Below are 25,422 nucleotides of genomic sequence, written 5' to 3' on the forward strand. Positions count from 1 at the left end.
CACACGATATCAGTCGATGGATTCAGTTTCGAAATCCGAAGCATTGACCCAGCCCGCACGTACTTTGTCTCCGTTCTTCCAGCGTTCGTAGAATCCGAGGCCCGATTGATCCGCGTACGGCATGGATTCGAAATAGTCGGAAGGCCCGAGAATTCGGGGATCTCCCTCGGACTTCAGTGCCGTCGTCATCGTTTCTGCCAGATTCTGTCGGATGTCGTCGAAAGACGGCACCGCCGCCAGATTACGCAGGCAGTATCGATCCTGGGTTAAAAGATAAAGCTCTTCAGACGGGCGTTTGCCAAAGGACAACTGCCAGCGTCCGGCCGTATCTGCACCGTAGCGTCGTGCGTTCAGAATTTCAGTCTTTGTAGGACTTCCGTCACAGTTGAGATAGCCTGTTTCGGGGTTTCCGGCAGGCCAGCGGTTCGTTTCAAAGTTTCTGATATATAGGTAGTCGCCTTTCACGACGCCACGGATTGGATAGCCCTGATCTTCGGGGCGACCGATATCATGGCGTTCTTTTCCGATCAGCAGGAAATCACGAAGCCGGGGCCCCTGTTCACTCTGCTGCGAAACGGTGAAGATACTGCTAACAAGAGAATGCCCCGGAGAAGGAGACATCCCTGATGGCTGCCATTCAACTTCAGCTGCTTCGAGGAATGTCGGGGCGAAATCAATGAAGCTCACAAGGTCGTCGACGATTCGACCGGGCTTTTGGATGCCATTTTTCCACATGATGGCCAAAGGCAAATGATTACTGAGTTCGTATTCCTGGCCTTTGATTCGTGGAAACGGCATGCCATTATCGGCGGTGACCACAACAATCGTGTTTTCCAGAATACCTCTTTCTTCGAGTTCAGACAGCATGCGATTCAGGTGAGTATCGAAGTGCTCGATTTCCAGTGCATAGTCCAGCATATCATTTCGGATGACTTCGTTATCGGGCCAGAACGGCGGCACTTCGTCGATATCGGCCAGTGCTTTTCCCCCGACGGATACGCCTGTTCCATATTCGTAGCCGCGATGCGGTTCTGTGCTGCCGTACCAGAAGCACCAGGGCTTTTCGTCCGGATTCGCATTCAGAAACTCCGTGAAATTGGCCGCATAGTCATTGTTGCTGATAGCTTTGGTAGGCGGTTGCTTCTTCTTTGCCTGCCATGGTTTTCCGGCGAGCTGTCGCAGCTTTCCGTCTTCGTCCTTCGCGACACCCGGAGCCCATCCCTTGCCTGTCATACCAGCGTGATAACCATGTTCCCCGAGCACTTCGGCCCATGTCCTGAATTCTGGCGGGAAGTAGGGCCAGTGATTGCACGCGGCTTCCAGTTGCCAGGGGTTTCTTCCGGTAAGGATGCATGCACGCGACGGTGCGCATTTGGCATTTGGAGTATAGGCGCGGGTGAAAAGGAGTCCTTCCCGAGCCACTCGATCGAAGGCTGGAGTTTGAACCCAGTTGCATCCATAAGCGCCCATGTGCAGCCACGACGCATCATCTGCGATGCAGAACAGGATATTGGGGCGGCCAGCCGGATGGGTTTCATGATCTGGCGTGCTGTCCGCAGTATCTGTGACCGGGGTCAGGCGGATTTCCCGAACATCCATCACCGCGACACCGGGCTTTTTCACGGCTGTCAGTTGCAGCGTATGATTCGTTGAGGTCTTCAGCGAAATCCTGCCAAGTTTTCGCCAGATGAAATTCTGAAAATGCCCTGTGTCTTCAACCGTGAATGTCAGCGTTTGATCGTCAGCACGGAGTTCAACGGTACTTCCTCCCTGATCTTTGCCGCAACCCTGCAGAATTTCCACTTCGTACTTGCCGGCTACAGTTGTGGAGAAATTCCATGACGGCGAATCCGCCAGGACAGCCCAGTATCCGACTGTGTTCTTATAGGGCTGTGGTTCATACCGAAGCTTCTCTCCTCGCACAGATGCCTTGCGTGCGGGCAGAGAAATCACGCCCTTGTCGTCTGGTTTTGAAGTGATATTCGGGTCGAAGACAACCGGAGGCGCGTCTGTTTCGATGACAAGAGTCGCTGGAAAAGAATCCGGTTGCTGCGACAGCCGGATTCGCCAATCCATGATTTCCGGCTGCACCATCATGGCTTTGGGATCGGCCGGCCTTCCTGGCTGATCGGCAATTGTGATGGGTGAAGCGGGATCGGGCTCCTGTCCCTTCCAGTAAACGCGATTCACCACGCACACCAGACGCGGAATCATCAATTCATTTTTGGGTGGCATCTGGTGGATTTGAACCAGGATCCGATTTCCCTGAACCGAAACCTCTGATGCGCCTGGGATTTCCCAGTCGACTTTCACGGCCTCCTCCGGGCCCGTCGCGGAATCCCGAATTACGGCCGCGGTTGTGGCAGAGGTTGAACAAACCAGGAGCAGAGCCGCAATAAAGCGGGGCTGAATGTCACTGATCAGAAGTTGGAGCATTGATTTTGGGTCCTGCATGGACATGGAATAGAGGTCCTGAATGAAAAGACACCATGCCGCGTGACGACAAGTCTGAAACTTTACGGCAGGCGGGCGGCATTCAGAAAAGAAACAATTGGGCATTCAGAAAATCCAGTGAACTGGAAATCCGGTCGTTCAGAAATCCCAGAGTTCCGTCCGGGTGGAGGAAGTGATATTAATCCAGTCGATGGAGACCTTTGACTTCGCTGCCGGGCAATAGAAGCGGACGATCCCCAAAGGAATAGCGGCATCAAGATCCACCGTGATTTCCTGCCATTCACCAGGTACAACGCTGTACGGCACGTCGCGAGCGTTTGCCAGATCGTTCGCCTTGCCGGATGGAATTTGCTGGACTCTGGATTTCAGGTCGGGCGCGGAGGCTTCGTTGATGCATCTGATGCGGACCGATACTTTCGCCGGCCCCTGAAATCGATTCGCCGGGATGCCGAGAAATGCTTCTTCGCTCTTTGATGTCACCAGCAGAGCTCCATCCTGAAGTCGGGCGGAACAGTTCCTGGGCTTCCAGCCTTTTAATTCTGCGGCTCCTTCGCTCAGTGACCCCGATGATGAGGTGACCCGTTTTTTTGCGGCATTGTTCTTCGGCGTGCTCACACCTTCTGCAGAAGGATCGTATCTGGAAGGGTCGAACGCCGGGTTTGGCTTCGGTGTGACGGCGGCGGTTGACTGCAGAAATTCTTCGATCTTTGTGTCCAGTCTGGCGACTACATCAGGATGAAGAGATGACACATCGTTCTTTTCCCCCGGATCCTGATTCAGGTCGAACAGTTTGTAACGATGCATTCCGGAGGGAGTGCTGTGGAAAATACGGATCAGTTTCCAGTGTTGATGATGGATCGTGACCGATGGTTCCAGCCAGTCCGGAACGCGGGTCGCGTGCGGGAAGTACGTAAAGATTGCATCTCGCTCAAATTTTTCGCCACGCAGCGCCGAGGTGAAACTCCGGCCATCAAATACCTGCCCTGCCTGAGGCTTCAGCGAAAGCATGTCCAGCAGAGTCGGATAGAAATCATAACTGCAAATCAGCGCATCGCTCCGGGATGCAGGCATGACATGACCGGGCCAGCAGACAACGCACGGCACATGGATACCACCTTCAAAGACATTTCCTTTTCCCCCTCGCAATGGAGCGTTGCTGGTGGGCGTTGTGCCATCAATTTCGTTGTACATGTTTCCGCCATTGTCGGAGGTGAACACGATGATCGTGTTATCCGACAGGTTCAAACGATCGAGAGTATCAAGCAGCGTACCCACGGCGTCGTCCATGCTTTCCACCATACCAGCATACGTTGGACTTCGCTGCGGATTTCCGGGATCCACCCGCTTTCGGTACTTGTCGATCAATGATGGCTTCGCATCGAACGGCGCGTGCACGCTGAACATCCAGTAGTTCAGAAAGAACGGTTCACCCCGGTGTTGCTCTATAAACGCGACCGCTTCTTCAGCCATACGATCTTCGATGTGCTGATCCGGAGTATCCGGATCGAAATCCGGAAACTTCCAGGGAGCCACGTAGCTGCCTGCTGGCCCCGGTCCTGGCCAGTGAGGAACGTCGATGTCGAATCCATTTTCCAGCGGCGAATACGGAGCTGCTCCCAGATGCCATTTCCCGAAATGGCCGGTTGCATAGCCCGCATCGCGAAGTGATTCTGCGAGCGTATAGTAGTCGGTGCTGAAACGCGTGACGGTTGTGGGCATAACAACCGGACTATTGGCAGATGCTTTTTCCGCTACGGTACTCTGCAGGACGATCTGTGGAAGATGGCAGGCGGGTGTTGTGATGCCTGTGCGTGCCGGGCTTTGTCCCGAAAGAATGGCGGCTCTCGTCGGCGAACAAAGCGGACTCGGCGTGTACGCGCGGTTGAATGTCATACCACGGGCCGCAAGCCGCTGAATATGGGGCGTTTCGTAGAAAGTCGTTCCGTTGTACAACGTCGTGTCGTTAAATCCGAGGTCATCGGCGAGAATAAAAACAACATTCGGAAGTTGTCTTTCCGATGCCGATATCGCCAGACATCGCATGCAGACCAGCACGAAAACAAGTCCATACTTCATCGATGCATTCTCAACAGGTACAAGAGTCAGGAGCAAAATTCAGGAAACCGAATCGTAGCGAACCAATTCACAGGGACAGATTCACAGGGACAGAACAACACGAAAACCGTTGGTCAGATCCAGATCACCGGCACGCAGATCTGCCCGGGCGTCCGATCGGCAGAAATAGGCGCGGTAACCAAATCCGCCTTCGCGAAGGACTCGTCGATAATCTCACTGCTCGCGTCGTCGCCGCGTTCTTCTCGAATCGCCTGACCATAAGCTGTGAATTCATCTTCACACCATTCGAATGCGTTGCCCGGAGTATCAAACGAACCAAAGCAATTCGGCGTCAGCTGCCCTACCGGGTGCAGGCCGTTGTCATAGCGGTTCGGTCCGGGGATATCGGAGTTGTCAATAAACCAGGCAGAGTTGGGCAGCAGAGTCTCATCGATCTGCCGCAGTGGCCGCGGCTCACGTTCCAAGACTTCGCGCAGCATTTCGATCGGTGTTGCCGCACGGTACGGTTTTCTTCCGGAAAGCATCTCGGACATCACGACGCCAAGACTGTAGACGTCGGTGCGACCATCGATCTTCTGCAGGATAGACGACCCCGAACCCGCCTGATCCGAGGAGTCGGATTGCTTTGTACCGGGTCGTCTGAAACTCGCTCGATGACGACAGATCTTTCGATTCGTTTCCGGTGCTGTGCGAATTGACCAGTTGCGTCTCATCAAATGGATCATGATGATTTTCGTCTGGACCAGACATAGACACAGATCCGGCACACTGGTGTCGATCCAGTGGGTACAGAATCACGATCGACTCACAAACAGACCGGTGCCTGACCCGGGTACCGGCTGCATCGACAATGTTGTGAATCATTGCCGACCGAACACGAAATCTTCGTGTTCGGTCGGGCATTGAAATGACATTGACGCTGTCTCTACTTCAGCGATTTGATCTGAATGTTCCTGAATTCAACAGGGTCATTGTGACCTGCAAATCCAAAGTGACCAGACGTCCTGTCTTTGCCTGGATGCGCGCTGTTGGCCATGTAGTCGGTAATTGTGGAGAGGTCGGTATTCAGGATCACATTTCCATTCAGCTCGACCTTAATCGTGCTGCCTTTCACCGTGACTTCCTGAAAGTTCCACTCGCCTGTCGGTCGAAGATACCCGCGCGCTGCTGCCGCCATACCGTATGCAGATCCATGGTACTGGCGAGGATCGAGTTTTGCGTACTTGGGGTGTTCGCTATCCAGAACCTGCAACTCGCACATCGCCGCATATGCTGGATTTCCTTCGCCGGGCGAACGGATAGCCAGCCCGTTATTGCCACCTGGCGGCAGCTTGAACTCCAGCCGCACTACAAAGTCGCTGTATTCTTCTTTGGTCAGCAGGTTCCCGCCTTTTCCAGGCTTGCACCTTACAGCACCGTCAACGACTTCGTAGTCGTCCACAGGGCCCATCCAGCCTGTCAGGTCTTTGCCGTTGAAGATCGTATCGAATCCATCGTTGCCAGCCTTGGCAAGCATCGCATTGGCTTCGTCTGACGGAATTTCGCGAAGGTAAATATTTCGCCATCGAATTTCACCACCATGCGTTTGCAGCTCAATGGGGCCTTTGGCGGAGAGAGGGGATTTTCGATCCCAGTAGTTTTCCATCGTGGCGTGATCAACAACCATTTTGCCATTCAGCCAGACGGTTGTTCGAGCCCCGAGCTGGCGAATACGGAAGCTGTTCCATTCGCCGAATGCCTTGTCGGCCAGCTCGGTGGGATCCTTACCTGGAGCGCCGGGGCTGTTGTTCCAGAGGCCACCGCTTCCCTTGTTGGCACCCAGGTTAAACTTGGATTCGTCGGTGTAGTCCCAGATCTGAACCTGCGGTGTTCCTTTCAGGTAAATGCCGCTGTCGGCTTTTGCAACCGTCTTGTAGTCAATCAGCAATTCATAATCCGTGAATTCGTCATTGGTGATCAGATAAGGTCCCTTACCGTCGTTCACCAATTCTCCGTTTTCTACGGTCCAGTGTTCTTTCGCTTCGGCTGTCCATGCGTCAATTCTCGCTTTTCGTTCTTCCTCCGGCAGCTCTGCAAATTTGACAGGGTTAGAGCTTACCTTACCGTACCAGCCGTCAAGGTTTTCCCCGTTGAACAAACTTCGAAAGCCAGCTGGCGGGGCAGCTGAAACCGTCGAAAGGCAGGCGGTCGTGAGGGCCAAACCGGCCAGGCATTGGAGGGCCGACACCAGCGGCTTTTGCAACATTGAAATTCTCCGGTGGGAATAAAGGTGGGATGTTCATGATCTGATTCAAGCGTAGCGGACTTCACGATCAGGTTCACCTGATCAGTCCGACATCGCAGCAACAGACTATCGAAACCGCCTCCAATTGTCAGCTTACCGCCGATTTCGGGTTCAAGGATTCGTGGTGATCCGATGCCTGTCAAAGGGCGCAGGTTGAAAGTTTGTCGATCATGATCAATTTGCAGGTTCGGATTTAAATCCGTTACCAGCGTTTCTGCAGGATTTACTTTTGAAACGGATGCCGCCGAATTTTCCAGCGAATTGGTTTCAAATCGTGTCGGCTGAGACAGCCATGCAGATTGTTGCGAGCAGGCTCTTCTTACAGAAGACCTCAATCTGTTCAGGACGATGATGCACTCGACGGAATTCCACGACGAATGGACTCGCCGCAGATTTCAAAGACCCAGCCGTTTCAACGGCTTGAATCTTCTGCCACCAAAAAAGTCCGTTTTCAGGTGATTCCACTATGTCAGCAGCCACTCTTCCCCAGGCCGCCCCTTCATCAAATCCTGAAAAGTTGGACCCCTGCATGTATCCGCCAGCCAGTGTCTCGAACAACATCGAGTCTCCCGCTGAAGTCCGTACACTCGACCAACTCAAGAACTTTGTGCATATTTCACTGTGCCGCAAAGAAAACCTGCTCGAACATCACTTCCCGATGTCCGAACTGGAATTGATGCAAAACGGGAATCGTTGTGGGTATCAATTCGTTCTGCATGGGCCCCGTTCCGTCAAACTGGCGGCCGTCTGGGCCGAGCCGTCCAACGAGATTCTGTTCTACGATGCGACCGGGCACCGATTTGCTCGTATCCGCCTTCCACACCGTGTGTCGTAGATCGATGGCCGATCAGGGCTAAAGCATCCCTGAATCTGACCATCGGTGATCACAGTGTCGCCATCCAACGGCCACACAGCCCGGCCTGATTGCACTTAGAACGTCGGTGTCAGGTATTCTGTGATGCACCGATCCGGATAATGCCTGGCAACATCAGACATGCGCGATTCCGTAGATGTCAGATCCACAGCCCGCTACGCTGCAGGCAAGTCGCCCACACTGCGTGATACGAAGATCTGTCGCGGCGATGCCATCGGCACTCGCAGGTCGGGACAAATCGACACCTCCATCCATCAGGGCCAAAGAGATCGGCAGCACTGACCCCACAATGAACTCTGTGGGCGATTGGAGAATGTCGCAAGCAACACGAACCTGACTTACTCCGACGATCCAGCCAAAGGAAAATCTTCTTGCTTTGCCGAATTACATCCACTCTTTGATTGGGTGACCTTCGAGCAATCGAACCGGGCGGCCATCAGGCGCTTGCGCCATGAGGTCGGCAGGCATTCCCAGTTTTTCGTAGATTGTGACTGCCAGGTCAGCGGTGGTGTATTCATCGCGAATCGGCCGTCCCCCTTCTTCGTCGGTGGCACCCAGCACCGCACCACCAGGCACACCGGCCCCGGCCATGACTGCAAATCCCGCACTGGCCCAGTGATCGCGTCCACTGGCCGAATTGACGTTCGGCGTGCGTCCAAAATCTGTCAGCCAGACGACAAGTGTGCTGTCCAGCAGCCCACGTTCCTGGAGATCCGTCAGCAGAGCAGGCAGACCCTGATCGATTGGCGGAATGCGGCTGGATTTCAAGGTCTTGAAATTATTCTGGTGTGTGTCCCAGCCACCGTCCGTGACCGTGACAAATCGCACGCCGCTTTCAATTAAGCGTCGAGCCAGGAGGCAGCTTTGACCAAATTTGTGACGGCCGTACTTGTCCCGGAGAGCTTCTGATTCTTCTTCGATCCGAAACGCCGTCTTCGTTTCCGGCGCCGTGATCATGTTGAAGGCAGCCTTGTAATGTTCGTCCAGTGCATCAAAGGCTTCCGCCTGCACATCTGCCTTCCGTTGAAGTGAATCGATCGCGGTCAGCATGCGTTGCCGACGATCAACACGTGATGAATTCACGCCGGTTGGAAAACTGATATCCCGCACGTTGAAGTTCTTGCCATTGGGGTCAGCAAGAATCTCGAAGGGATTGTGTTCCAGCCCGAGGATTCCTGATGAACCGCCACCAAACCGATGGTCGATCGAACTACCAAGCTGAATAAATGGCGGCAGGGCCGACTTGAAACCTTTATACCAACTGACAACGGAACCGTAGGTGGGATAGTGCAACGATGCGTTGAACCTTCTGCCCGACATTGCGAACTGATCCGCCACACCGTGACTTCCGTTCTCCGGATTCCAGCTTCGAAGCAATGCAAACCGATTCAGTTCGCGAGCCATGTTCGGAAGGATCTCGGTGAACTGCACGCCAGGCACCGCCGTATCGATCACACCAAATTCACCCTTGACGCTTGTCGGGGCGTTGGGCTTGGGATCGAACGTGTCGTGGTGGCTGGTTCCGCCCTGTGTCCAGACAAGAATGCAGTTCGTGTCACGGGCTGGCTGATCCCGATAGGGCGCCTCTGCATCCGCTGCTCTCGCACGTCCTGCCAGTAACCCCGGCAACGAAATCCCAAGTCCGGCCAGTCCGCCAATTCTCAAGGCTCCTCGGCGAGTCTTTCGTTCGCAGTCCACAAAAGTTTGGTGTTCGAAGTCAAGCATGGCTCGAATTCCTCAAATAGCCGAACACAGGGAGTATTCGCGCGACGTGGTGGCGTGTCGGGAAGGCAGGTCAGGTGGGATTCAAAACAAACAGGTCATTGCGACCGCGTCGGGTTTGGAGGTGGGAAACACCGGCGCTTCTTCATGTTCGCACGGAAGACAGACAAATCTTTGCCGGGAATTCCGCTGCCATAGTATTCCATCGGGATGGCCACAATCAACACAACAACGCAAACAGAGGGGATACCACTGGGTAAAATGGGCGGATTCTCCCGTATACGCAGCATTTCCAGATGTTCACCGGGCAGTATCCGGGGGGTGTGCTGGATACCGGGGACCGCAGTGCGGACGTCGCGTGATAACCGACCTGCGATATTTCATTGCAGGATTCTTGCGGGGAAGCAGTGCCAGAACTCAATTCAGCAGGTTGATCAGGCGGCCCAAAACGTGCGCCGATCACGAATCAGAAATCGTAGTACTTCAGGTAAACGCAACCGAAGGCAAGGACAACGCAGATAAAAACAGCGTTAGTTGCGATGGGCCTCCAGACATCCAGTTTGATTCGATCCTTACGCAGGTCCTGATGGGCATTTGCCGGGCCATCGTTGTTTGCGTCGATCACTGCGGAGCGTTCGCCGGTGATCAGGTAGCGAACCGCGTTGTCCATATCTGATGGTCGCGGCAGAATGCTGTGCAAAGGGTTCACAACGTAATCGAAAACCGGAAATGTCCAGCCAGGGTGCCCCGACTTTGTTTGATCGGTGAGCTGTTGCGTTCCATCCCACACCATGACGGTCTTTCGTCCATCACTTGTCAGCAGGTGTCCCGAATTATCAAAAGCGATGGCCGAGACGCGACCATTCCAGTTGCTCTTCCAGTCCATGAGCGTCTTCTGTTCGACATCCGCCAACACAACGTGGCCATCATGCGATAAAAGAGCCATGGTCCTGCCAATGCGGTCAGATGTGACCACAAGGGGCAGTCCGTCATCCGGAAGCTTTGATTCTGCAATTGTTTCGAGTGACAAAGAATCCAGCAGATGGATTGTCCCGTCAGAAAATGCTGCCATCGCCACGTTGCCCGTACAGGCAATGAGCCCGCTGGCATCTTTCAGAATTTCGCGTGTTGGCCCGATGTCATACTTTCCTTCTTCGTTGCTGACGAACGTATGAACCGTACCTTCGTCCAGAATCAGAATCTGGCCGGTGGTGGCATCAAGACAAGCGGATGCATTTGCCGTCCACCGAGGAATTTTTTCGGTCTGCAGTTCGACGAAGGCGTCGGACGACTTTCCGTTGAACAGCCCGAAAGTCACTTTGCTCAGATATTCAGACGTCTGCTTTTGTTCGTCCGAACGACTGTTGAACTGATAGATACCGCCGCTGGCGGGAAGAAGAATTCGACCGGTCTTGTCGATCAGCAAATCAAGTACCGGGCCAGGTGTCGTCCCTTCGGATTCTCTTTCCCATCCTCCCAATTCACTCCCGGACACCACGGTTGCTGCGCTTAAGCCTCCGAATCGAGAGGGTTGCGTCTGAAGTGCAATGATTCGTTCGTTGCGAAAGTCGTAGACTGGCAGGAATCGTACGCCTGACATCATGAGTCGCTGGAGAATCCGAGGCATTCCCTGCCCGTCCGATTTGAAGATTTCTTCCCAGTCTTTTCTGTCCTCATCCCATCGAAAGACGCTGCGACTTCCATCGACTGTGATCAACTGGTTCCCCGCCGAAGTGATCTCAATGATCCGTTGCGACTTGATGATATTCTCGGACATGAATCCATGCGTCGCACCGATAACGAAAAGACAGATCCAGAAGACGATGACCAGGATCAGAGATACATTTGCGTTTCGCCAGATGGCACCTGTGACGGCTGAGACAGAAAAATAAATTGCGAACAGGAAGACATAGACCGGAATGCACCACAATAGCTCGGTGCGCCACTCGCCCAGTCGCGATCCAAGAATCAACCAGACTCCTGTGACCAGCAAAGTCGCGCAAAGCAACGTGAAGATGCATCCGCCAAGAAACTTGGTGAGGAACAGCAGAGTGCGAGAAACCGGCTTGCTTAACAGAAGTGAGATTTCGCCCGGTTCGAAGGTGCGCGGGATGATAGAGGCGGTGACCAGCAGCGAACCAAAGATGCCGAAGAATCCCAGAAAGACGGACAACACCCCAACGATGATTCCGTCCATGGCCATCCGGAACTGAGACGGCAGCAAATCGACCGGATCGGTCATGTCTGTTCCCAGATAGGTCACAACCGTTGCGGGGTCGTCTTTCAGCTGAATAGATTCCGGAAACACTCTGGCCAGCGTCGTCAGTGATGCAAACAAATAGTCATCTGATTCTGTTTCTCCGGCAGTCAGTTGGGCGACGATCTCTTCGTCAAGGTTCAGCGAAGAGAACGCCTCAGCGTCATAAAACGATTCGTTTTCCCGAAGCCTGTTCAGCATTTCGACAATGTCGCGGCGTAATCCACGGCCGCGTCGATTTGTACCGCGATTTTCGGATTCTTCTTTGCTGGTCCAGGCTTTCAGTCGTTCGCTGTCGTTTTCATTCAACAGATTCCTGAGATGAACGATTGCAGAACGATTCGCAAGATCAGCCCCAGGTTCAGCAAGGCTTTGGACAAGCTGTTCGGGATCCTTGAGCTCCTGTTGTCGTAGTCGAAGACTGCGTTCTGTGCGCAGGCCAATCGGCGAGAGCGCGAGCAGCACCACAACGATCACCACAAGTGCGATCCACAGAACTCGTGACGCCATGGCTTCGCGGAAGGAGTCTTTAAGAATGGCGATGAATGCACGCATGGGTTCAATGAGTTTCCATCAGGAGATGGTGTCGCTCGACGATCCGCCGAAACACCTTTCGGACATTCCAGTTCCAAAGCAGTTCAGTTCGAATGCAATTTCCGACATTCGTATTCACCGATCGTCTGACAGACCATGTCTTGTGGCACCCTGCCAGCGAGAATGCCACCACCCACCTCGGGAGCTGCCAGTCATCCGGAGCACCAGTCATCCGGAGTTGCCAGTTGTGCGGACAATTTCCAGGAAAGCCTCTTCCAGGGTGAACTCGCGACGTCCCATCTGCCAGATACTGATGTGTCTGGCTCGCAATTCATCGACGATCTGATCGAGTTCTGCCTGACTGGCAATTCGTACTTCACACTGCCACGCGTTTTCCGCGACTTGTTGATTTCTGTACCCGTCACGATGCCCGATGGCACCCACAATGTCTTCTTCCGCGCCGGTGAGCTGCATCTGAACGGGAGCATCAGAGAGAGCCCTTTTGAGTTCGCGAACGCTGCCGGTCTTTCGAACCTCGCCCTCCGTCAGAATGGCCACACTTTCGCAAATGAGTTCGATCTCCTGCAGCAGGTGACTGTTCAGGAAGATTGTCGTCCCGTCCGCGGCCAGCTTTTGAAGAACCTGGCGAATCTCTTTGCGCCCAACCGGATCCACACCGTCGGTGGGTTCATCCAGGATGATTAATTGCGGTTGATGCAGCATTGCCTGCGCCAGGCCAAGACGTTGCAGCATTCCCTTGGAGTACCCCGCAACCTTTTCTGCGCCCCGGCCGTTCAGTCCCACCAGTTGCAGTAATTCGGGTGTCCGTCGACGAATTTCAGACGAAGCCAGACCGCTGAGTCCGCCATAGTATTCCAGAGCTGAAAATCCGGTCAGGTGCCGTGGAATGCGGTGATTTTCCGGCAGGTAGCCAATCTGGCGCCGCGCCTGAATCGAACCGGCACGATGTCCAAGCACCATGGCATTGCCACCGGATTTGCGAATGATGCCAAGAAGAATCTTGATCAGCGTCGTCTTTCCAGCCCCATTCGGCCCGAGCAGACCGTAGATACTGCCACGCGGCACCTGCAGAGAAACACCCTTCAACGCCTGAAATGATTTTCGTCGAAAGATTCCCGACCTGTAGGTCTTGGTTACATGATCAATTTCGATCATCATCGATGAAGTCACTCGTACGCTCCGACGGAAACGAATTGCAGTTGTCCGGGATGTTCAGCCAGCATATTCGCCTGTGTGGGCCAATAATTGGACTCTGACACAACGAGAATGCTTTGAATTCCTGTTTTCACGAGTCATCCGCTCGCCATCACTTTAGTGAATAAGTGCAGGATTTCAGTGACCAAGCGCAGGATTCAGTGACCAGACGCAGGATGCTCATCGGACGCCGGTTTACCTGACACGGGCTGGGATGACACGGGCAGCAACCATTCAAATGCTTCCGGTAGCCATCCGCTGCCCCAGGAATGCTCGCGCGGCGGGCCGGGGATCTGCACATGCGGAAAAGAGATGTCGTCAAGCAGTTCTTTCATGCGCTGATGTTCGCCGGCAAAGTTTCCTGTGCCTGAAAACATCAGTCGAGGGGCCTCAGATTGAAAGGTACGTTGCCTTTGCCGAAGCAGATCCGCAACATGGTACGCTCGAAAGTTCTCTTCGTTTCCAAATATCGGTCCTGATCCATAACGACCCGATCTGTCCATCATCAGCGGAGCGTCGAAAGCGGCGGCCCTTTCAAATGTATCGGGGTGACGCAGCAGCAGGCTCCACGCGCCCCACCCCGACTTACTGAATCCAACCAGCAATCGCCCCTTCCGCATGGTGATAACTGGATAGCTGGACTCAACGAATGGCAGTACGTCTTCCAGCAGGTAGGCTTCCTGCTTCAATTGCGGATTCGTTGAGTGATCTGCGTACCATGGCAAATCAGCAAACGAAGGAAACACGCACACGGCACCATGCTTGTTGTGCAGATCATTCCGAAGTACCTGCTGAACGGGATCGCCCCATCGGGTGGTCGTTCCTGCTTCCACCGGAAGAACATACACAACAGGATAAGATACAGATTCCTCCAACTGATCCGGCAGCAATACACGAACACTGGTTTCCCGAGCCTGATTCGTAGAACGCAACGTGTGAGTTCGTATTTCTCCCGCGCGGCAATAGGCCGAGAGGGACAAATCGACCGCGAGAATGAATGAGATTACGAAACGGAAAACAACCATCGTTCGACTTCTTCAAAAGTGGCTTCTGTGAAACCCGGTGCACGAATTGGCGGCAGTTCAGAAATGGGTTCCAGGGAACGTGAGCGTCATTAGCAAGACGACGCCCAGTAAGAATGACACAGCCCCGGAAGCGATCTCACCGAACGGTAGCGTGGATCGTTCGGGATCACAATGTGCGTGGGGCTGACTTTGCCGGGGGGGCAGTGCCAGCACTCCACAACTATCGTCATTCCGGGAGTGCAATTGTCCTGGCAACCCCGGTCTTCTGCAGGTACGATTCCATGGCGCCGTCTGCCAGGGATTCACATCACCCACATCCGTATCATCAGAATCGGGTTTAGATATGCCAGCCTACAGCATTGTTCGATCCATCGAGATAGAGGCTGATACCAGCCGAGTCTTTGAAGTCGTCGCGGACTTCGGGACATGGACAGTCTGGTCGCCCTGGCTGATCGCGGAACCCGACGCCAGCGTGACCGTATCGTCCGACGGAAAATCCGTAGGTTCTGTGTATTCCTGGGTTGGTGAATTGACGGGCCAGGGCGAAGTGGAACACAAGGAACTGGTCCCGTATTCGCGGATCGAAGATGAAATTCGGTTCCTCAAGCCATTCAAGTCTCAGGCCAGGGTCGGGTTTCTGCTGGAGCCAACAGCGACCGGAACAATGCTCAGCTGGTACATGGAAGGGAGCATGCCATGGTTTATGTTCTGGATGATTCCAATGATGAAAACGTTCATCAGTATGGATTATTCGCGCGGGCTGAAGATGCTTAAAGACTGGATTGAAACGGGATCAATTCCTTCAAAAGTCATTCAGCATGGTGTGCAGCAAACAGAACCGCTTCGCATGGCTGGAGTCTCCAGCACGTGCGAGGTCGAAACTGTTGGCCCTTCGATGGAGGCTGCCTTTGAGAAGGCTCGCGAATTATTTCGTTCTCACGGTTTGCCGATGAACGGTCCGGCGATCTCGGTCTACACAAAATTTCGAATGTCGAAAGGAGTGTTCGAATACATCAGTGGCTTTGTCATTCCGGCCGACGCTGATGTTCCCGCATCATCCGGACTGAAAGAATGGTCCATTGGCTCAGCAGAATCATTCAGGGTCGAACACATCGGCAGCTACCGACACCTTGGAAATGCGTGGAGCGTTGCGAATCAGGTCACGCGGTACCGCAAGTTGAAACAGCAACGCTGTGGAACCTATGAAATCTATCGCACGACGCCTCCGGAATCTCCCGAGTCAGAACTAAAGACGGACATCTACCTGCCTCTCAGATAACAGATCTGTGCTGATGGCCGATGACCAATGCACGATTGTAACTTGTTGTTGCTTGAATCCAGCGGTGTGATCCGTAGAGAATAGACAGGGCTGAGCGTCGTTCAACTGGCGTCTTGCCGCGCGAGCATTTGAAGTCCGGCTCATCTCGGGCAGGATGGATTTTCATTACCACAGGCAACAGACGGGCGGACAGATGGGCAACCATTCAATTCCAATGCAATCACGTATGTTGATTGCCAGCATTCTAGCTTTAAGCGTGAATGCCGCAGTCCACGGGGAAGAACAGCTGGTCTACAAGACGGTGGGTGACCAAAAGCTGAATCTTTACGTCGACAAACCGCAGGACTGGAATGCCGCCGACAGGCGTCCGGCTGTCGTGTTTTATTTTGGTGGTGGCTGGGTTGGTGGAAGTCCGGCACAGTTCGAAAAGCAGAGTCAATACCTGGCGACGCGTGGTCTGGTTGGGATTCGGGTGCGTTACCGCACCATCGACAGGTCCAAACCCGGGCTGCCGGAAATCTGCTGTGCTGACGCGAAGTCTGCGATGCGTTATGTGAGAAAGCATGCGGCCCAACTGGGTATTGATCCCGGTCGAATTGCCGCAGCAGGAGGTTCGGCCGGTGGTCATCTTGCATCGTTCACCGCAATGGTTCCCGGATTGGACGATCCAGCCGACGACACAAGTGTCTCCTGCCGTCCGGACGCGTTAGTGCTGTTCAACCCGGTCTTTAACAACGGCCCTGGTGAATGGGGGCACAATCGGGTGGGTGATCGGTACAAAGAGTTTTCTCCCGCTCACAATATCGCCGGCACTGCCCCGCCAACAATCGTCTTCCTTGGCGATATGGATAAGCTGATTTCCGTCGACGTGCTGAACCGATTCAGAGACGATATGAAGGCCGCCGGTGTTCGCTGCGATACACGCGTGTACGAAGGTGCGGGACACGGATTCTTCAACAATGATCCTTACTTCACGGAAACACTGATCGAAACGGACAAGTTTCTGAACTCTCTCGGCTGGATCACTGGTCCTCCAACGATTTCTCCGGTGCCGGAACCTGCTACGACGTCGAAGACTGATCCACAAGCGAAATCTGCTCGGAAGAAAAAATCGGACAGGCAGAAGAAATCCGAATAGCTCTCATCAAATCACCAGCCAGTACCATGACCAGCCAGTGTCTAATTTCTGATCGCCGCCAGTGATTGCCAGAGCTTGCCCAATCGTATGATTCATTCGCCAGACAACCGTGCGACATCATCGACAGCGCAATCGCGTCGCGACTGGCTGACCGCACTGGCTGCCCTGGCGTCCGCTGGCCGTAGTCGCACACTGGCGGCGGAAGCAGGTCAGCCACAGGTGAAACCGCCTGGATTTGGCCGCGCAAAATCTGTCATCGTTGTGTTTGCCAGTGGCGGCCAGAGCCAGATTGATATGTGGGACCCAAAGCCCAATGCACCGGTGGAAGTGCGGGGAGCATTCAGAACAATTCGGACAGCGGTTCCCGGGATTCATTTCTGTGAACACATGCCGCAGATTGCCAAAATTGCCAACAAGATCTGCGTCCTGCGCACGATGTCGCATGAAGATCGGGATCATGGATCGGCGTTCTACTTGTCTATGACCGGAAGGTATCACCGCCGAAAATCATCAAATCCGTTGCCAGCCCCCGACGATTTGCCGTGTCATGGCGCCGTGCTGCAACGGGTGCGTCCCAGCCAGGAGTTTCCGCAAACGGCCATTCATTTGAATGGTCCGGCAGAGGTTCCGCTGGTGGTTGGACCGGGTCAGTTTGGGGGATATCTGGGCAAAGGGTTTGATCCGTTGACACTTGGTGATGTGACTTTGGGTTCAATGCCGATTCCATCACTGATTCGTCGCCCGGACCTTGGCGCCAGTCGGATGCAGCAGCGGGAAAATTTGCTTCGATCACTCGAAGATCGAATGGAATCGCTGCGGCAAAACCCCGTCGGCCAGGAGAAGGTCACGCTGTATCATCAGGCGTTCGACATGCTGTCGCGTCCCGACATCGGCGACGCATTCGACCTGTCCCGCGAACCGGCGGCGCTGCGAGATCGCTACGGCCGCAATCGTTCTGGTCAGGCTTGTCTGCTGGCAAGGAGACTGGTGCAGGCAGGCGTCCCTCTGGTGACTGTTATCTGGAGCCACAACAATCGTGGACAGGACATCGATCCCGCGAATACCGACCTTTACGGATGGGATACCCACAATGACATCTTCGAAGGATTGAAGAATCATCTACTGCCACGTTTCGACCATGGCTTTTCTGCTTTGATCGAAGACCTGGACCAGCAGGGTATGCTGGACGACACGCTTGTCGTCTGCATGGGCGAATTCGGACGCGCTCCGCTGGTGGCACTGGAGCCACGCTTTGCTGGCGCTTCCCCGGGTCGGAAGCACTGGAGCGATGTGTACTCGGTGGCGTTTGCCGGTGCCGGGGTCAAACGAGGAGCCTGTGTTGGTGAATCGGACGCCCAGGGAGCCTATCCCCGAACCGAAGCCTATGGTCCATGGGATATCATGGCCACGATGTTTTCGTCGCTCGGTATCCAGCCGGATTCACTGTACCACGATCTTCAGAACCGCCCGGTTCGAATCTGTGATGGTCAAGTCATTGCACCTCTCTTCGGCTGAGTCGCCTGGTCGACGGAACTGCTGAGTCATTTGATCTGGCGGAGAAGCATCTGAACGTCCGGTGAAATCTCTTCCAGAGGCTGCCCGCAAGACGCCCCGCATGTGAAACGTCCGCTGGCGTGCGGGTGTTGTCATTCGACCTGCACCCCAATGCCAATCATCAATTGCATGCACCGAAGTTGGGCCCGGCGGTGAAAACTGTAGCTCGGTGGGTGGGGCCGAGAGGCCGAGAGTCTGACGTGGATTCGTGCCGTGGCACGTTTTAAAGCCACAGGGGCGGAACGGTTGAATCAGCGATCGATTTCCTGGCTGTTTGTCAGGATTTCCTGCGTTACCGGAGCTTGGAAAAGAATGCGGAGTGCATAGACTCCGACGGATTCGGTGGGTTAGCTATTCAGCGCGGCCGGAGGCTCAGATGGCAAGCGGCAGCGGCCAGCCAGATGACATGTGGATGGGCACCGCAGTCGTCGCCCAACCGACTCAATGGCAACTCGCCACCTGTGGTTCGTTTCTCTCGTTAACGCACCCCGGGGCCGAAGGAATGTCCACGAAAAGAATCAATCATCCGTTCGGCACAGAATTCCAATGGTCTGTTAATCTTTAAAGGTTCGTATTATCCACGGGAAGAGCGATGTCCAGTATTGAAGAGATGACCGACGATGAGCTAAATCAAAAGCTGAAGGACGCGAGGAGACTTCAGCTGCTCGTTGGGAGTATTTGGGGAGTGATCATCACAGTATGGGTGGTCCTTGGTTACTGGCAATCCAACGTTCCTGTCTTCATCTCGACCATTGCGTTGGGACTGACAAGCGCTGCCATTACAAACATCGCCCCTCAGAAGATCGCGGCTGAGATTAAGCGGCGGACAGAGACTTAAGCAGACCGGATGTGCAGAAACAGAAGTCGACTCAGCCAGGCTGATCGGGTCCGGCCGAGAATTGAGCTACGACTGATCATTCTACGCACAACGTCGCACGCAGGCGGTCAGATCTAAACGTTTCATCAGCGTGTGTCTCGGCCACATCGTGCCGTTTGTACTCTTACTGGCCAGGCTTATGCAATCCGATATCGAAACTTACAACGCGTCGCAAACAAACGAAGAAGAACGTTCAATCTGCCAGATCCTTGCGACTACGATTTCAGACAACCTTCCTGAAGCGGAAAGCAGGATCTGGCATCGGCATCCTGTTTGGTTTCTCGACGGGAATCCAATCGTCGGCTACAGCAAACAGAAAGGAGGCATCCGACTGATGTTCTGGAGTGGAGCAAGCTTTGAGGAAGAGAAACTTCAGCCCGGAACCGGTAAATTCAAGGATGCTTCGATCCTCTTCAGTCTCGCGAAAGATATGAGGCTGACGGACCTCAAACGCTGGCTGAAGAAATCGAAATCAATACAGTGGGACTACAAGAATGTTGCCAAGCGGAAAGGGCAATTGGTTCGATTGCAATAAGTTCGGCCAACTGAGGCAGAAACGCCTGCGGAGCTCAATTGTGACGGGCGCCCCAGGACCACCTTCAACAGATCCGGCAACTCGCTGAACAAAGAATCCAACGTGCGAAGGATGAAGTCCCAAGTGGTGTCACTGTGGATTGGATTGCGCCATCTTCGGACCATCGATCTGTGAGTTGACGGAGAAGTGGCCTTCTTGGCGTAGAAGCCTGCTTTATTCGAGGAAATCGTCAGGGCAATGCAACACGCATTTCGTTTGCGTGCGGACGCGTGTGTCAGCCGACGCGTTGTCGGAGATACATTTCCTGGATATCCATCGTTGTGTCTGCTTCCATGGCTGGCTTGTCTGAACGAATGACGACCAGCTTTGGATCTCGCAGACTAAGCGCGCCGGTGGTCTGATCACGCGCGATTCCTTCAAATCGCACGGTCACCACAACATGGGGTCTCAGTGCGATGCCGGGTCTGGCCCCGGAGGCGCTTGGGCGCTCGATCCGTTGACCTGTCATTAATCCGTTCTGCATGATCTCCCGAATGATTTCCTGTTCACGGACGCGGTCGATACCAGCAACGTCGCCGACAAAGTCGAAGCCGCCCTTCGCGTTTCGGGCTCCGATCACGTAGGAACCAAACATTCCGGCATTCTCCCTGGTGGTCACCGCCTGGGTGGCTCCCAGAATTGCCAGGTCGAGCGTGATTTCGGGTTTTCGTTTTTTCCAGCCGGGATCGCGCGAGGCCAGGCGATAGGGCGCATTCAGTTGTTTGCAGATAATGCCTTCGTAGCCCTGGCTTCTGAAATGCTGAAACAGCCGATTGACGTCTTCGTGGCCGGTTGCCATCTGCCCTTCGGATACCGTAATGGGAATGGGAAGCTGCCGTTGCGTCAGCGGAGCAAGCAGATTCATCAGATACTGACGCCGCTGCTGAAGTGCCTGACTGGTGATGTCCATGTTGTTCAGATAGAGCAGGTCGAAGGCCGCAAACCTCAACGTGACCGGTTGAGCGGATTCTCCCTGAAGGGCGGCATAAACTTCGTAGACTGTTGCTGGGCGCATCCCTTCTTCGATATCCAGAATCGTTCCGAACAATTCTCCGTCGACGATACAGTTATGCGCGGGGATGGAGCGGATGGACGCATCCAGTCCACTGATTTGTTCCAGCCAGTCGCCACGATTTCGCGTGTAGGCCCCGCACAGCACAGAGCCGCGAGTATCCGTCGACTTGTGCAGAAGCAGTCGAATTCCATCGTACTTTCGTTCGACCCAGACCGGGAATTCGCTGTCTTTCAAGTCATTTGTGATTCCACCGGCCAGCATCGGGCGAACGGGAACCAATGGCTGAAGCTGGATTTTTCTGAGTCCCTCAGCCCCTTCATCAATCAGCACCTGCGCAACCTTGAATGCGTCGGTCAGAGCCATGGCGTGTCCGACCTGTTCCTCTTCAACGCCGAATTGTTCTGCGAGCAATCGTGCAATGACGGTCCCCTGGTATTCGAATCCCAGTCCGGCTTTCTGCAGAATCAGTCGCGTCAGAAAATACGATTCCAGTCGACCGCAGCGGCGGTACAACGATCGCAGCACCTGGAACTTCTGAGTTCTGCGAGCACTCGGAAGGTAGCGCAGCGTTCGGATGACTTCGCCCGCCGTCAACGGGATCTCACCCTTAATCTCGCTGGGTAATTCAGCGAACATCACGGCGATATCGCCGACCTGAGTCAATCGATCCAGACAATCCCGACGCGACATCATCTTCATAGTCATGAAGAGCTGAACGAGGCTGTCACGGCGGACACTGCTTCGTTTTCCCTGAAAGACATCGCCCAGGATGCAGCCAATCTTTTCCGGCAGCGAAATACCGACGTCTTTGTTCAGGAATTCCTTCAGCAGTTTTTCACGGCCCGCAGTGTCGGGGGGAGCCACTGTCCGGATACCGAACATCGAAGCGGTTCGGGCCGGATCAAGCATCGAGAGCGGGAGAAACAATCCCTTACACAAGCTGTAAAAGGGAATGGAATCCAGCGCCGTGGCGGGGATTTCGTGCCCCTGATCGGCAACCAGGCGGCGAATGAGGAACTGCAGGTGATCCGGTACACCAAGCTCACAGTCCATCGCACCAGAACCAGTCGCGCCGATGCCTCTGGTGAACTCAGCCAGACCGCTTGCCTCGCGAAACCAGCGCCGTACATCGTTTGTCCCGACAATCTTCATTCTTGTCTCACCGAATGCAGAGGTACGAATCAGCTATGACACTCACCGTCCGTTGAAAAACCGGGACAGGCTGGCAGCACGACCGGAAACCATCGAGTGTTCAGGTCTCCTGCTTGATCCAGTCCCGTTTCTCAACAGGCTGCTAAGCTAAGCGCTCGGGACGGCGTAGATTTCGGGCTGTGAATCATGAATTCGCAGGACCCCGGTTTCTTCTTCGCGATCCAGGCGGACGGCGTGGGGGAAGGTCGGAGTTGTGACACTCTTCACAGCCCGGATGACGTCAATACGATCGCGATAGCTGCCGCCCCACAGTTCCGCAATTTCCTTTGAACCCAGCGACATTTCTTCGATCAGAAACACGACATCTGCGGTATGCACAAGGGATTCGCCGCCGACCGGAGCGCCGGTATCCCGAATCTGACCGATGCAAATGCAGGTCACACCCTGTTCGTGATTGTAGGTTTTCAGTGCTGACAGATTGTCGGCCGTTCTGTTTCGGCTCGGATCCAGCATGTTCAGCGAGTCGATGACAACAAAACTGATCTCTTCCTTTTCAACCAGAAACCGGTACTTGCCGACGAAATCGTCCCATGTGTGGCCACGATGGTACTGGCTTTCCAGGACGAACACGTTTTCCAGCACCTTCTTCCGAAAGTCCTTTTCGTTGAGTCCTGTGACCGACATTCCGATCTTTACGAAGCGGGAACACAGATCATCGCGACCGTTTCCATCCGGGTCATGGAAACCTTCCTCGGCCACGACAAACGCGACCTTTTCTCCACTCATGGCCACTCGTGCGAGCCCGGCCAGTGTGCTGCGGGTCTTGCCTTTTCCCGGAGGTCCCGCGAAGGCGATGGTGCAGCCTTTGGGAACGCCCCCCAGAACTTTGGAACCGTCTTCAGTCAGGCACAATTGATCGAGCACACATCCCAACGGAACGGCCTCCTGATGCTTGATCAGATCATCCAGCAGTGCGGGCCGTACAAAATCCTCATTCAGGCCGGCATCGCCATCATCCACCGCCTGACCAGTACTGAAAGGGATTGCTGAGGGATCCATCATCCCGGTGGCCGCGCCCCCCGACATCATCATTTGCATCATCTGCGCCATCTGCATCATGGGATTCATCTGTCCCTGTCCCATCTGCGGCATCATTCCCATCATGGGATTCATGGCTGCCGGATTCATGGCTGAATTCGGGTCGACAGAGGGAGAAGCGGGCTTCGATGCGGAGGCTTTCTTCTTGGCCATGGCAGGACTTTCCTGGTGATCTGGTTATCGTGATCTGGTGAGACAGGGGCTGTGAATTCAATCGCTTTGACGGGGCACTTGCCCGCAATGTCGTCGTCGAATCGATGTGAATGTCCCCGCGATCAAGCGCGGAGAACCGGAAAGCATCCAAAAATGGTGACCGTTTGTCACCTGTTCGGGACGGCAATTTTCAACGGCATGCCGCGTTTCGTCGATAACCCGTATGCGAATCAGAATGTGGCTTGATTGCTGCAGTGACTTTGGCCAGGGGATGTGATCAGACTCCGGACGGTGTGAGAAAGTCCCGGACGGGTATTTCAGGCGAGCTCTGCAGGAAACAGGATGAGGTCTCGCAGGTCTTCATGCAGAAACGCCAAAGCGATCTGAGTCGGCCGAGCGAGAATTTCATCGCGCATCGGCAAACCCAATTCACACTTGCGGCGTTGCTGAGGGAACTGGCCCCGGTCAGGTGGATGCCCCGGTTAGGTGGATGCTGGCGGCGCGGATTTGGACATCGCCCATTTCAGTAGCGGTGGGGTCACCATCGTCGTGATCATGACCATCACAACAATGGCAGAAAACGTGCTGTCATTGATGACCCGCTCTCCGGTCGCGGTGAACAATCGCTTTCCTTCCGCGGCGAAGATCAGCCCCACTTCTGCGCGTGGGATCATGCCCAGCCCGACGGCCAGACGATTCAGACCCTTCTCCGTGACGCCACAGTAGCAGGCAAGTTTACCGAGAATTGCCACGACGGTGAGTCCGGTGGCGAGAAGCCAAACGGATGAATCACCAAAAGCGCTAAGATTTACTGACATGCCCATCACGACGAAAAAGATCGGCACCATCAATGCCGACAGCGGCGACAGCGCTTCTTCCAGATGATGGTGGCGCCATTTATCGCCGACATCCTGGTAGTGTGTTCCTTCAAGAATCAGACCGGCAGCAAACGCGCCGATAATCGGCGCCAGACCGACCATATTGGCCGCGTACGAAAAGCTGAAGCAAATAACCAGAGCGGTCACAACCAGCATGCCATGGCCATGCAGGTAGCTTGCCCAGCGAAACAATGTCCGAGGCAACTGAATCACGCCGAGACCGAGAGACACAGCAAGAAACATGAAGGACAGCCCAACGATCTTGAACAGGCTCATCACTTCAAAGTCGGCACCCTTTTGAATGACGCCCGACACAATCGCCAGAACAACCAGCCCCAGCACGTCGTCGATAACGGCGGCACCCAGAATGATTTTTGATTCGCGATCCTGATTGCGTCCCATATCTTTGATGACACGAGCGGTGATCCCGACACTTGTCGCACAAAGTGTCGCTCCCAGAAAAGCGGGAACCTGCCATTCGGCCGACGATTCGCTCAACAGCAAATAGCCCACACCGAAGCCCAGAACCATGGGCGCGACGACCCCAAGAAGTGCCACCAGCAACGATGAAACGCCAACGGACATCATGTCCTTCACCCGAGATTCGAGCCCCACTTCGAACAGAAGCAGCACGACTCCGATTCGCGACAGCATATCCAGAACATTGCCGGTCAGTGCCGAGGCATCGGTGATGTCAGCTTTCAGAAAGTCGAAGTATTCGCTGCCGGTCAACAGATGCCAGTTGCCAAGCAGAATTCCGATGGTCAGTTCCCCCAACACCGCTGGCATGTGAATGCGTTCGAAAAGGTCTCCTGTGACTTTTGCTGCCAAAAGAATGACAGTGATCCCCAGTAGAATTTCGGCAACCGGATCCTTGTGACCTCCGGAATGCTCCTCACCGTGTGAGCCTTCACCGTGTTCACCTTCTCCGTGATCCGCATCACCGTGTTCGTTGTGGTCACCGGCGGGTTGTGAATGCACGTCAGACTGTTTGTGGGAGTCGGAATCCGAATGCTGAGCTTCGGCCGATGGATCGCTGGCTGCAGGCCCGGAAGCCTCATCAGCGCGGGCCACCGGCGCTGAATCGACGTTGTGATGTACCCAGGCGGCCAGTGAGAGAAATCCGAAGAACGCCACAGCACGCCATGAAATCGCGCGTTTGCGCGGCGTTGTAAGAAACCTGGATGACAACTCTAACCCTCCCCGTGGCGTGGCGTCATGATGATTCGCCTCGCAAGCAATTCCTGCACGTTGTGGCAGCTT

18 protein-coding genes are annotated in these 25,422 nt (G+C 54.5%); 7 read left to right on the forward strand and 11 right to left on the reverse strand.

Translation table 11 applies throughout. The features are described 5' to 3' along the window. Nucleotides 1-9: 9 nt before the first annotated feature. The 4 genes from R3C20_19940 to R3C20_19955 form a co-directional block, all read right to left on the reverse strand. The gene (locus R3C20_19940; GenBank protein ID MEZ6042777.1) at nt 10-2,436 is read right to left on the reverse strand and encodes a sulfatase; all 2,427 of its coding nucleotides are present in this window, start codon (nt 2,434-2,436) and stop codon (nt 10-12) included. A 156-nt stretch (nt 2,437-2,592) separates the two neighbouring features. Continuing rightward, nucleotides 2,593-4,530, reverse strand: coding sequence for a sulfatase (locus R3C20_19945; protein MEZ6042778.1), 1,938 nt, complete (start codon nt 4,528-4,530; stop codon nt 2,593-2,595). Nucleotides 4,531-4,643: 113 nt separating this feature from the next. Beyond that, nucleotides 4,644-5,255 carry an SUMF1/EgtB/PvdO family nonheme iron enzyme gene (locus tag R3C20_19950; protein ID MEZ6042779.1) on the reverse strand — a complete coding sequence of 204 codons (612 nt, stop codon included), beginning with the start codon at nt 5,253-5,255 and terminating at the stop codon, nt 4,644-4,646. 200 nt (nt 5,256-5,455) lie between these two features. Then, nucleotides 5,456-6,775 carry a DUF1080 domain-containing protein gene (locus R3C20_19955; GenBank protein ID MEZ6042780.1) on the reverse strand — a complete coding sequence of 440 codons (1,320 nt, stop codon included), beginning with the start codon at nt 6,773-6,775 and terminating at the stop codon, nt 5,456-5,458. 505 nt (nt 6,776-7,280) lie between these two features. On the opposite strand from R3C20_19955, the gene R3C20_19960 reads away from it, so the two are divergent. Together R3C20_19960 and R3C20_19965 are read left to right on the forward strand one after the other, a co-directional pair. After that, on the forward strand, nt 7,281-7,649 hold the full coding sequence (locus R3C20_19960; protein ID MEZ6042781.1) for a hypothetical protein: 369 nt from the start codon (nt 7,281-7,283) through the stop codon (nt 7,647-7,649). A 159-nt stretch (nt 7,650-7,808) separates the two neighbouring features. Further along, complete coding sequence (locus tag R3C20_19965) at nt 7,809-7,970, forward strand: hypothetical protein (GenBank protein ID MEZ6042782.1); 162 nt, start codon at nt 7,809-7,811, stop codon at nt 7,968-7,970. Nucleotides 7,971-8,072: 102 nt separating this feature from the next. Here the strand turns inward: R3C20_19965 and R3C20_19970 are convergent, their stop codons facing one another. The 4 genes from R3C20_19970 to R3C20_19985 form a co-directional block, all read right to left on the reverse strand. Then, nucleotides 8,073-9,413, reverse strand: coding sequence for a DUF1501 domain-containing protein (locus tag R3C20_19970; GenBank protein MEZ6042783.1), 1,341 nt, complete (start codon nt 9,411-9,413; stop codon nt 8,073-8,075). A 463-nt stretch (nt 9,414-9,876) separates the two neighbouring features. Next, nucleotides 9,877-12,222: an ABC transporter permease subunit gene (locus R3C20_19975; protein ID MEZ6042784.1), complete on the reverse strand. Its 2,346-nt coding sequence runs from the start codon at nt 12,220-12,222 to the stop codon at nt 9,877-9,879. 207 nt (nt 12,223-12,429) lie between these two features. After that, a complete protein-coding gene (locus R3C20_19980) occupies nt 12,430-13,380 on the reverse strand; it encodes an ABC transporter ATP-binding protein (protein MEZ6042785.1) in 951 nt (316 codons plus the stop codon). Between the two features lie 194 nt (nt 13,381-13,574). Next, the gene (locus R3C20_19985) at nt 13,575-14,441 is read right to left on the reverse strand and encodes an alpha/beta hydrolase-fold protein (protein ID MEZ6042786.1); all 867 of its coding nucleotides are present in this window, start codon (nt 14,439-14,441) and stop codon (nt 13,575-13,577) included. A gap of 343 nt (nt 14,442-14,784) precedes the next feature. Here R3C20_19985 and R3C20_19990 point away from each other — a divergent pair, with 343 nt between their 5' ends. The 5 genes from R3C20_19990 to R3C20_20010 all read left to right on the forward strand — a co-directional run bounded on the left by R3C20_19990 (nt 14,785) and on the right by R3C20_20010 (nt 19,824). Continuing rightward, nucleotides 14,785-15,720 carry an SRPBCC family protein gene (locus tag R3C20_19990; GenBank protein ID MEZ6042787.1) on the forward strand — a complete coding sequence of 312 codons (936 nt, stop codon included), beginning with the start codon at nt 14,785-14,787 and terminating at the stop codon, nt 15,718-15,720. Between the two features lie 214 nt (nt 15,721-15,934). Next, complete coding sequence (locus tag R3C20_19995; GenBank protein ID MEZ6042788.1) at nt 15,935-16,858, forward strand: alpha/beta hydrolase; 924 nt, start codon at nt 15,935-15,937, stop codon at nt 16,856-16,858. An 87-nt stretch (nt 16,859-16,945) separates the two neighbouring features. Next, on the forward strand, nt 16,946-18,373 hold the full coding sequence (locus tag R3C20_20000) for a DUF1501 domain-containing protein (protein MEZ6042789.1): 1,428 nt from the start codon (nt 16,946-16,948) through the stop codon (nt 18,371-18,373). Nucleotides 18,374-19,004: 631 nt separating this feature from the next. Beyond that, on the forward strand, nt 19,005-19,250 hold the full coding sequence (locus R3C20_20005) for a hypothetical protein (protein MEZ6042790.1): 246 nt from the start codon (nt 19,005-19,007) through the stop codon (nt 19,248-19,250). Nucleotides 19,251-19,428: 178 nt separating this feature from the next. After that, nucleotides 19,429-19,824, forward strand: coding sequence for a DUF1801 domain-containing protein (locus R3C20_20010; GenBank protein ID MEZ6042791.1), 396 nt, complete (start codon nt 19,429-19,431; stop codon nt 19,822-19,824). A gap of 274 nt (nt 19,825-20,098) precedes the next feature. Here R3C20_20010 and R3C20_20015 read toward each other — a convergent pair whose 3' ends face one another. From R3C20_20015 to R3C20_20025, 3 genes are all read right to left on the reverse strand, one after another. After that, entirely contained in the window at nt 20,099-22,030 is a 1,932-nt protein-coding gene (locus R3C20_20015) for a hypothetical protein (protein MEZ6042792.1), read from the reverse strand. Between the two features lie 147 nt (nt 22,031-22,177). Beyond that, nucleotides 22,178-23,281, reverse strand: coding sequence for an ATPase domain-containing protein (locus R3C20_20020; GenBank protein MEZ6042793.1), 1,104 nt, complete (start codon nt 23,279-23,281; stop codon nt 22,178-22,180). A gap of 482 nt (nt 23,282-23,763) precedes the next feature. Beyond that, nucleotides 23,764-25,350, reverse strand: coding sequence for a cation:proton antiporter (locus R3C20_20025; GenBank protein MEZ6042794.1), 1,587 nt, complete (start codon nt 25,348-25,350; stop codon nt 23,764-23,766). Nucleotides 25,351-25,422 lie beyond the last annotated feature (72 nt).

Source organism: Planctomycetaceae bacterium (assembly GCA_041398825.1).
In the GTDB taxonomy this organism is placed as follows: Bacteria; Planctomycetota; Planctomycetia; order Planctomycetales; family Planctomycetaceae; genus F1-80-MAGs062.

Excerpts from the sequence above, each read along its gene's own strand:
- R3C20_19990 (MEZ6042787.1), top strand. The coding sequence starts at position 14,785 with ATGCCAGCCTACAGCATTGTTCGATCCATCGAGATAGAGGCTGATACC.
- R3C20_19995 (MEZ6042788.1), top strand. The coding sequence starts at position 15,935 with ATGCAATCACGTATGTTGATTGCCAGCATTCTAGCTTTAAGCGTGAAT.
- R3C20_19960 (MEZ6042781.1), top strand. The coding sequence starts at position 7,281 with ATGTCAGCAGCCACTCTTCCCCAGGCCGCCCCTTCATCAAATCCTGAA.
- R3C20_20020 (MEZ6042793.1), bottom strand. The coding sequence starts at position 23,281 with ATGGCCAAGAAGAAAGCCTCCGCATCGAAGCCCGCTTCTCCCTCTGTC.
- R3C20_20000 (MEZ6042789.1), top strand. The coding sequence starts at position 16,946 with ATGATTCATTCGCCAGACAACCGTGCGACATCATCGACAGCGCAATCG.
- R3C20_19970 (MEZ6042783.1), bottom strand. The coding sequence starts at position 9,413 with ATGCTTGACTTCGAACACCAAACTTTTGTGGACTGCGAACGAAAGACT.
- R3C20_19980 (MEZ6042785.1), bottom strand. The coding sequence starts at position 13,380 with ATGATGATCGAAATTGATCATGTAACCAAGACCTACAGGTCGGGAATC.
- R3C20_20010 (MEZ6042791.1), top strand. The coding sequence starts at position 19,429 with ATGCAATCCGATATCGAAACTTACAACGCGTCGCAAACAAACGAAGAA.
- R3C20_19945 (MEZ6042778.1), bottom strand. The coding sequence starts at position 4,530 with ATGAAGTATGGACTTGTTTTCGTGCTGGTCTGCATGCGATGTCTGGCG.
- R3C20_19950 (MEZ6042779.1), bottom strand. The coding sequence starts at position 5,255 with ATGATCCATTTGATGAGACGCAACTGGTCAATTCGCACAGCACCGGAA.
- R3C20_19985 (MEZ6042786.1), bottom strand. The coding sequence starts at position 14,441 with ATGGTTGTTTTCCGTTTCGTAATCTCATTCATTCTCGCGGTCGATTTG.
- R3C20_19975 (MEZ6042784.1), bottom strand. The coding sequence starts at position 12,222 with ATGCGTGCATTCATCGCCATTCTTAAAGACTCCTTCCGCGAAGCCATG.
- R3C20_19940 (MEZ6042777.1), bottom strand. The coding sequence starts at position 2,436 with ATGCTCCAACTTCTGATCAGTGACATTCAGCCCCGCTTTATTGCGGCT.
- R3C20_20005 (MEZ6042790.1), top strand. The coding sequence starts at position 19,005 with ATGTCCAGTATTGAAGAGATGACCGACGATGAGCTAAATCAAAAGCTG.
- R3C20_19965 (MEZ6042782.1), top strand. The coding sequence starts at position 7,809 with ATGCGCGATTCCGTAGATGTCAGATCCACAGCCCGCTACGCTGCAGGC.
- R3C20_19955 (MEZ6042780.1), bottom strand. The coding sequence starts at position 6,775 with ATGTTGCAAAAGCCGCTGGTGTCGGCCCTCCAATGCCTGGCCGGTTTG.
- R3C20_20015 (MEZ6042792.1), bottom strand. The coding sequence starts at position 22,030 with ATGAAGATTGTCGGGACAAACGATGTACGGCGCTGGTTTCGCGAGGCA.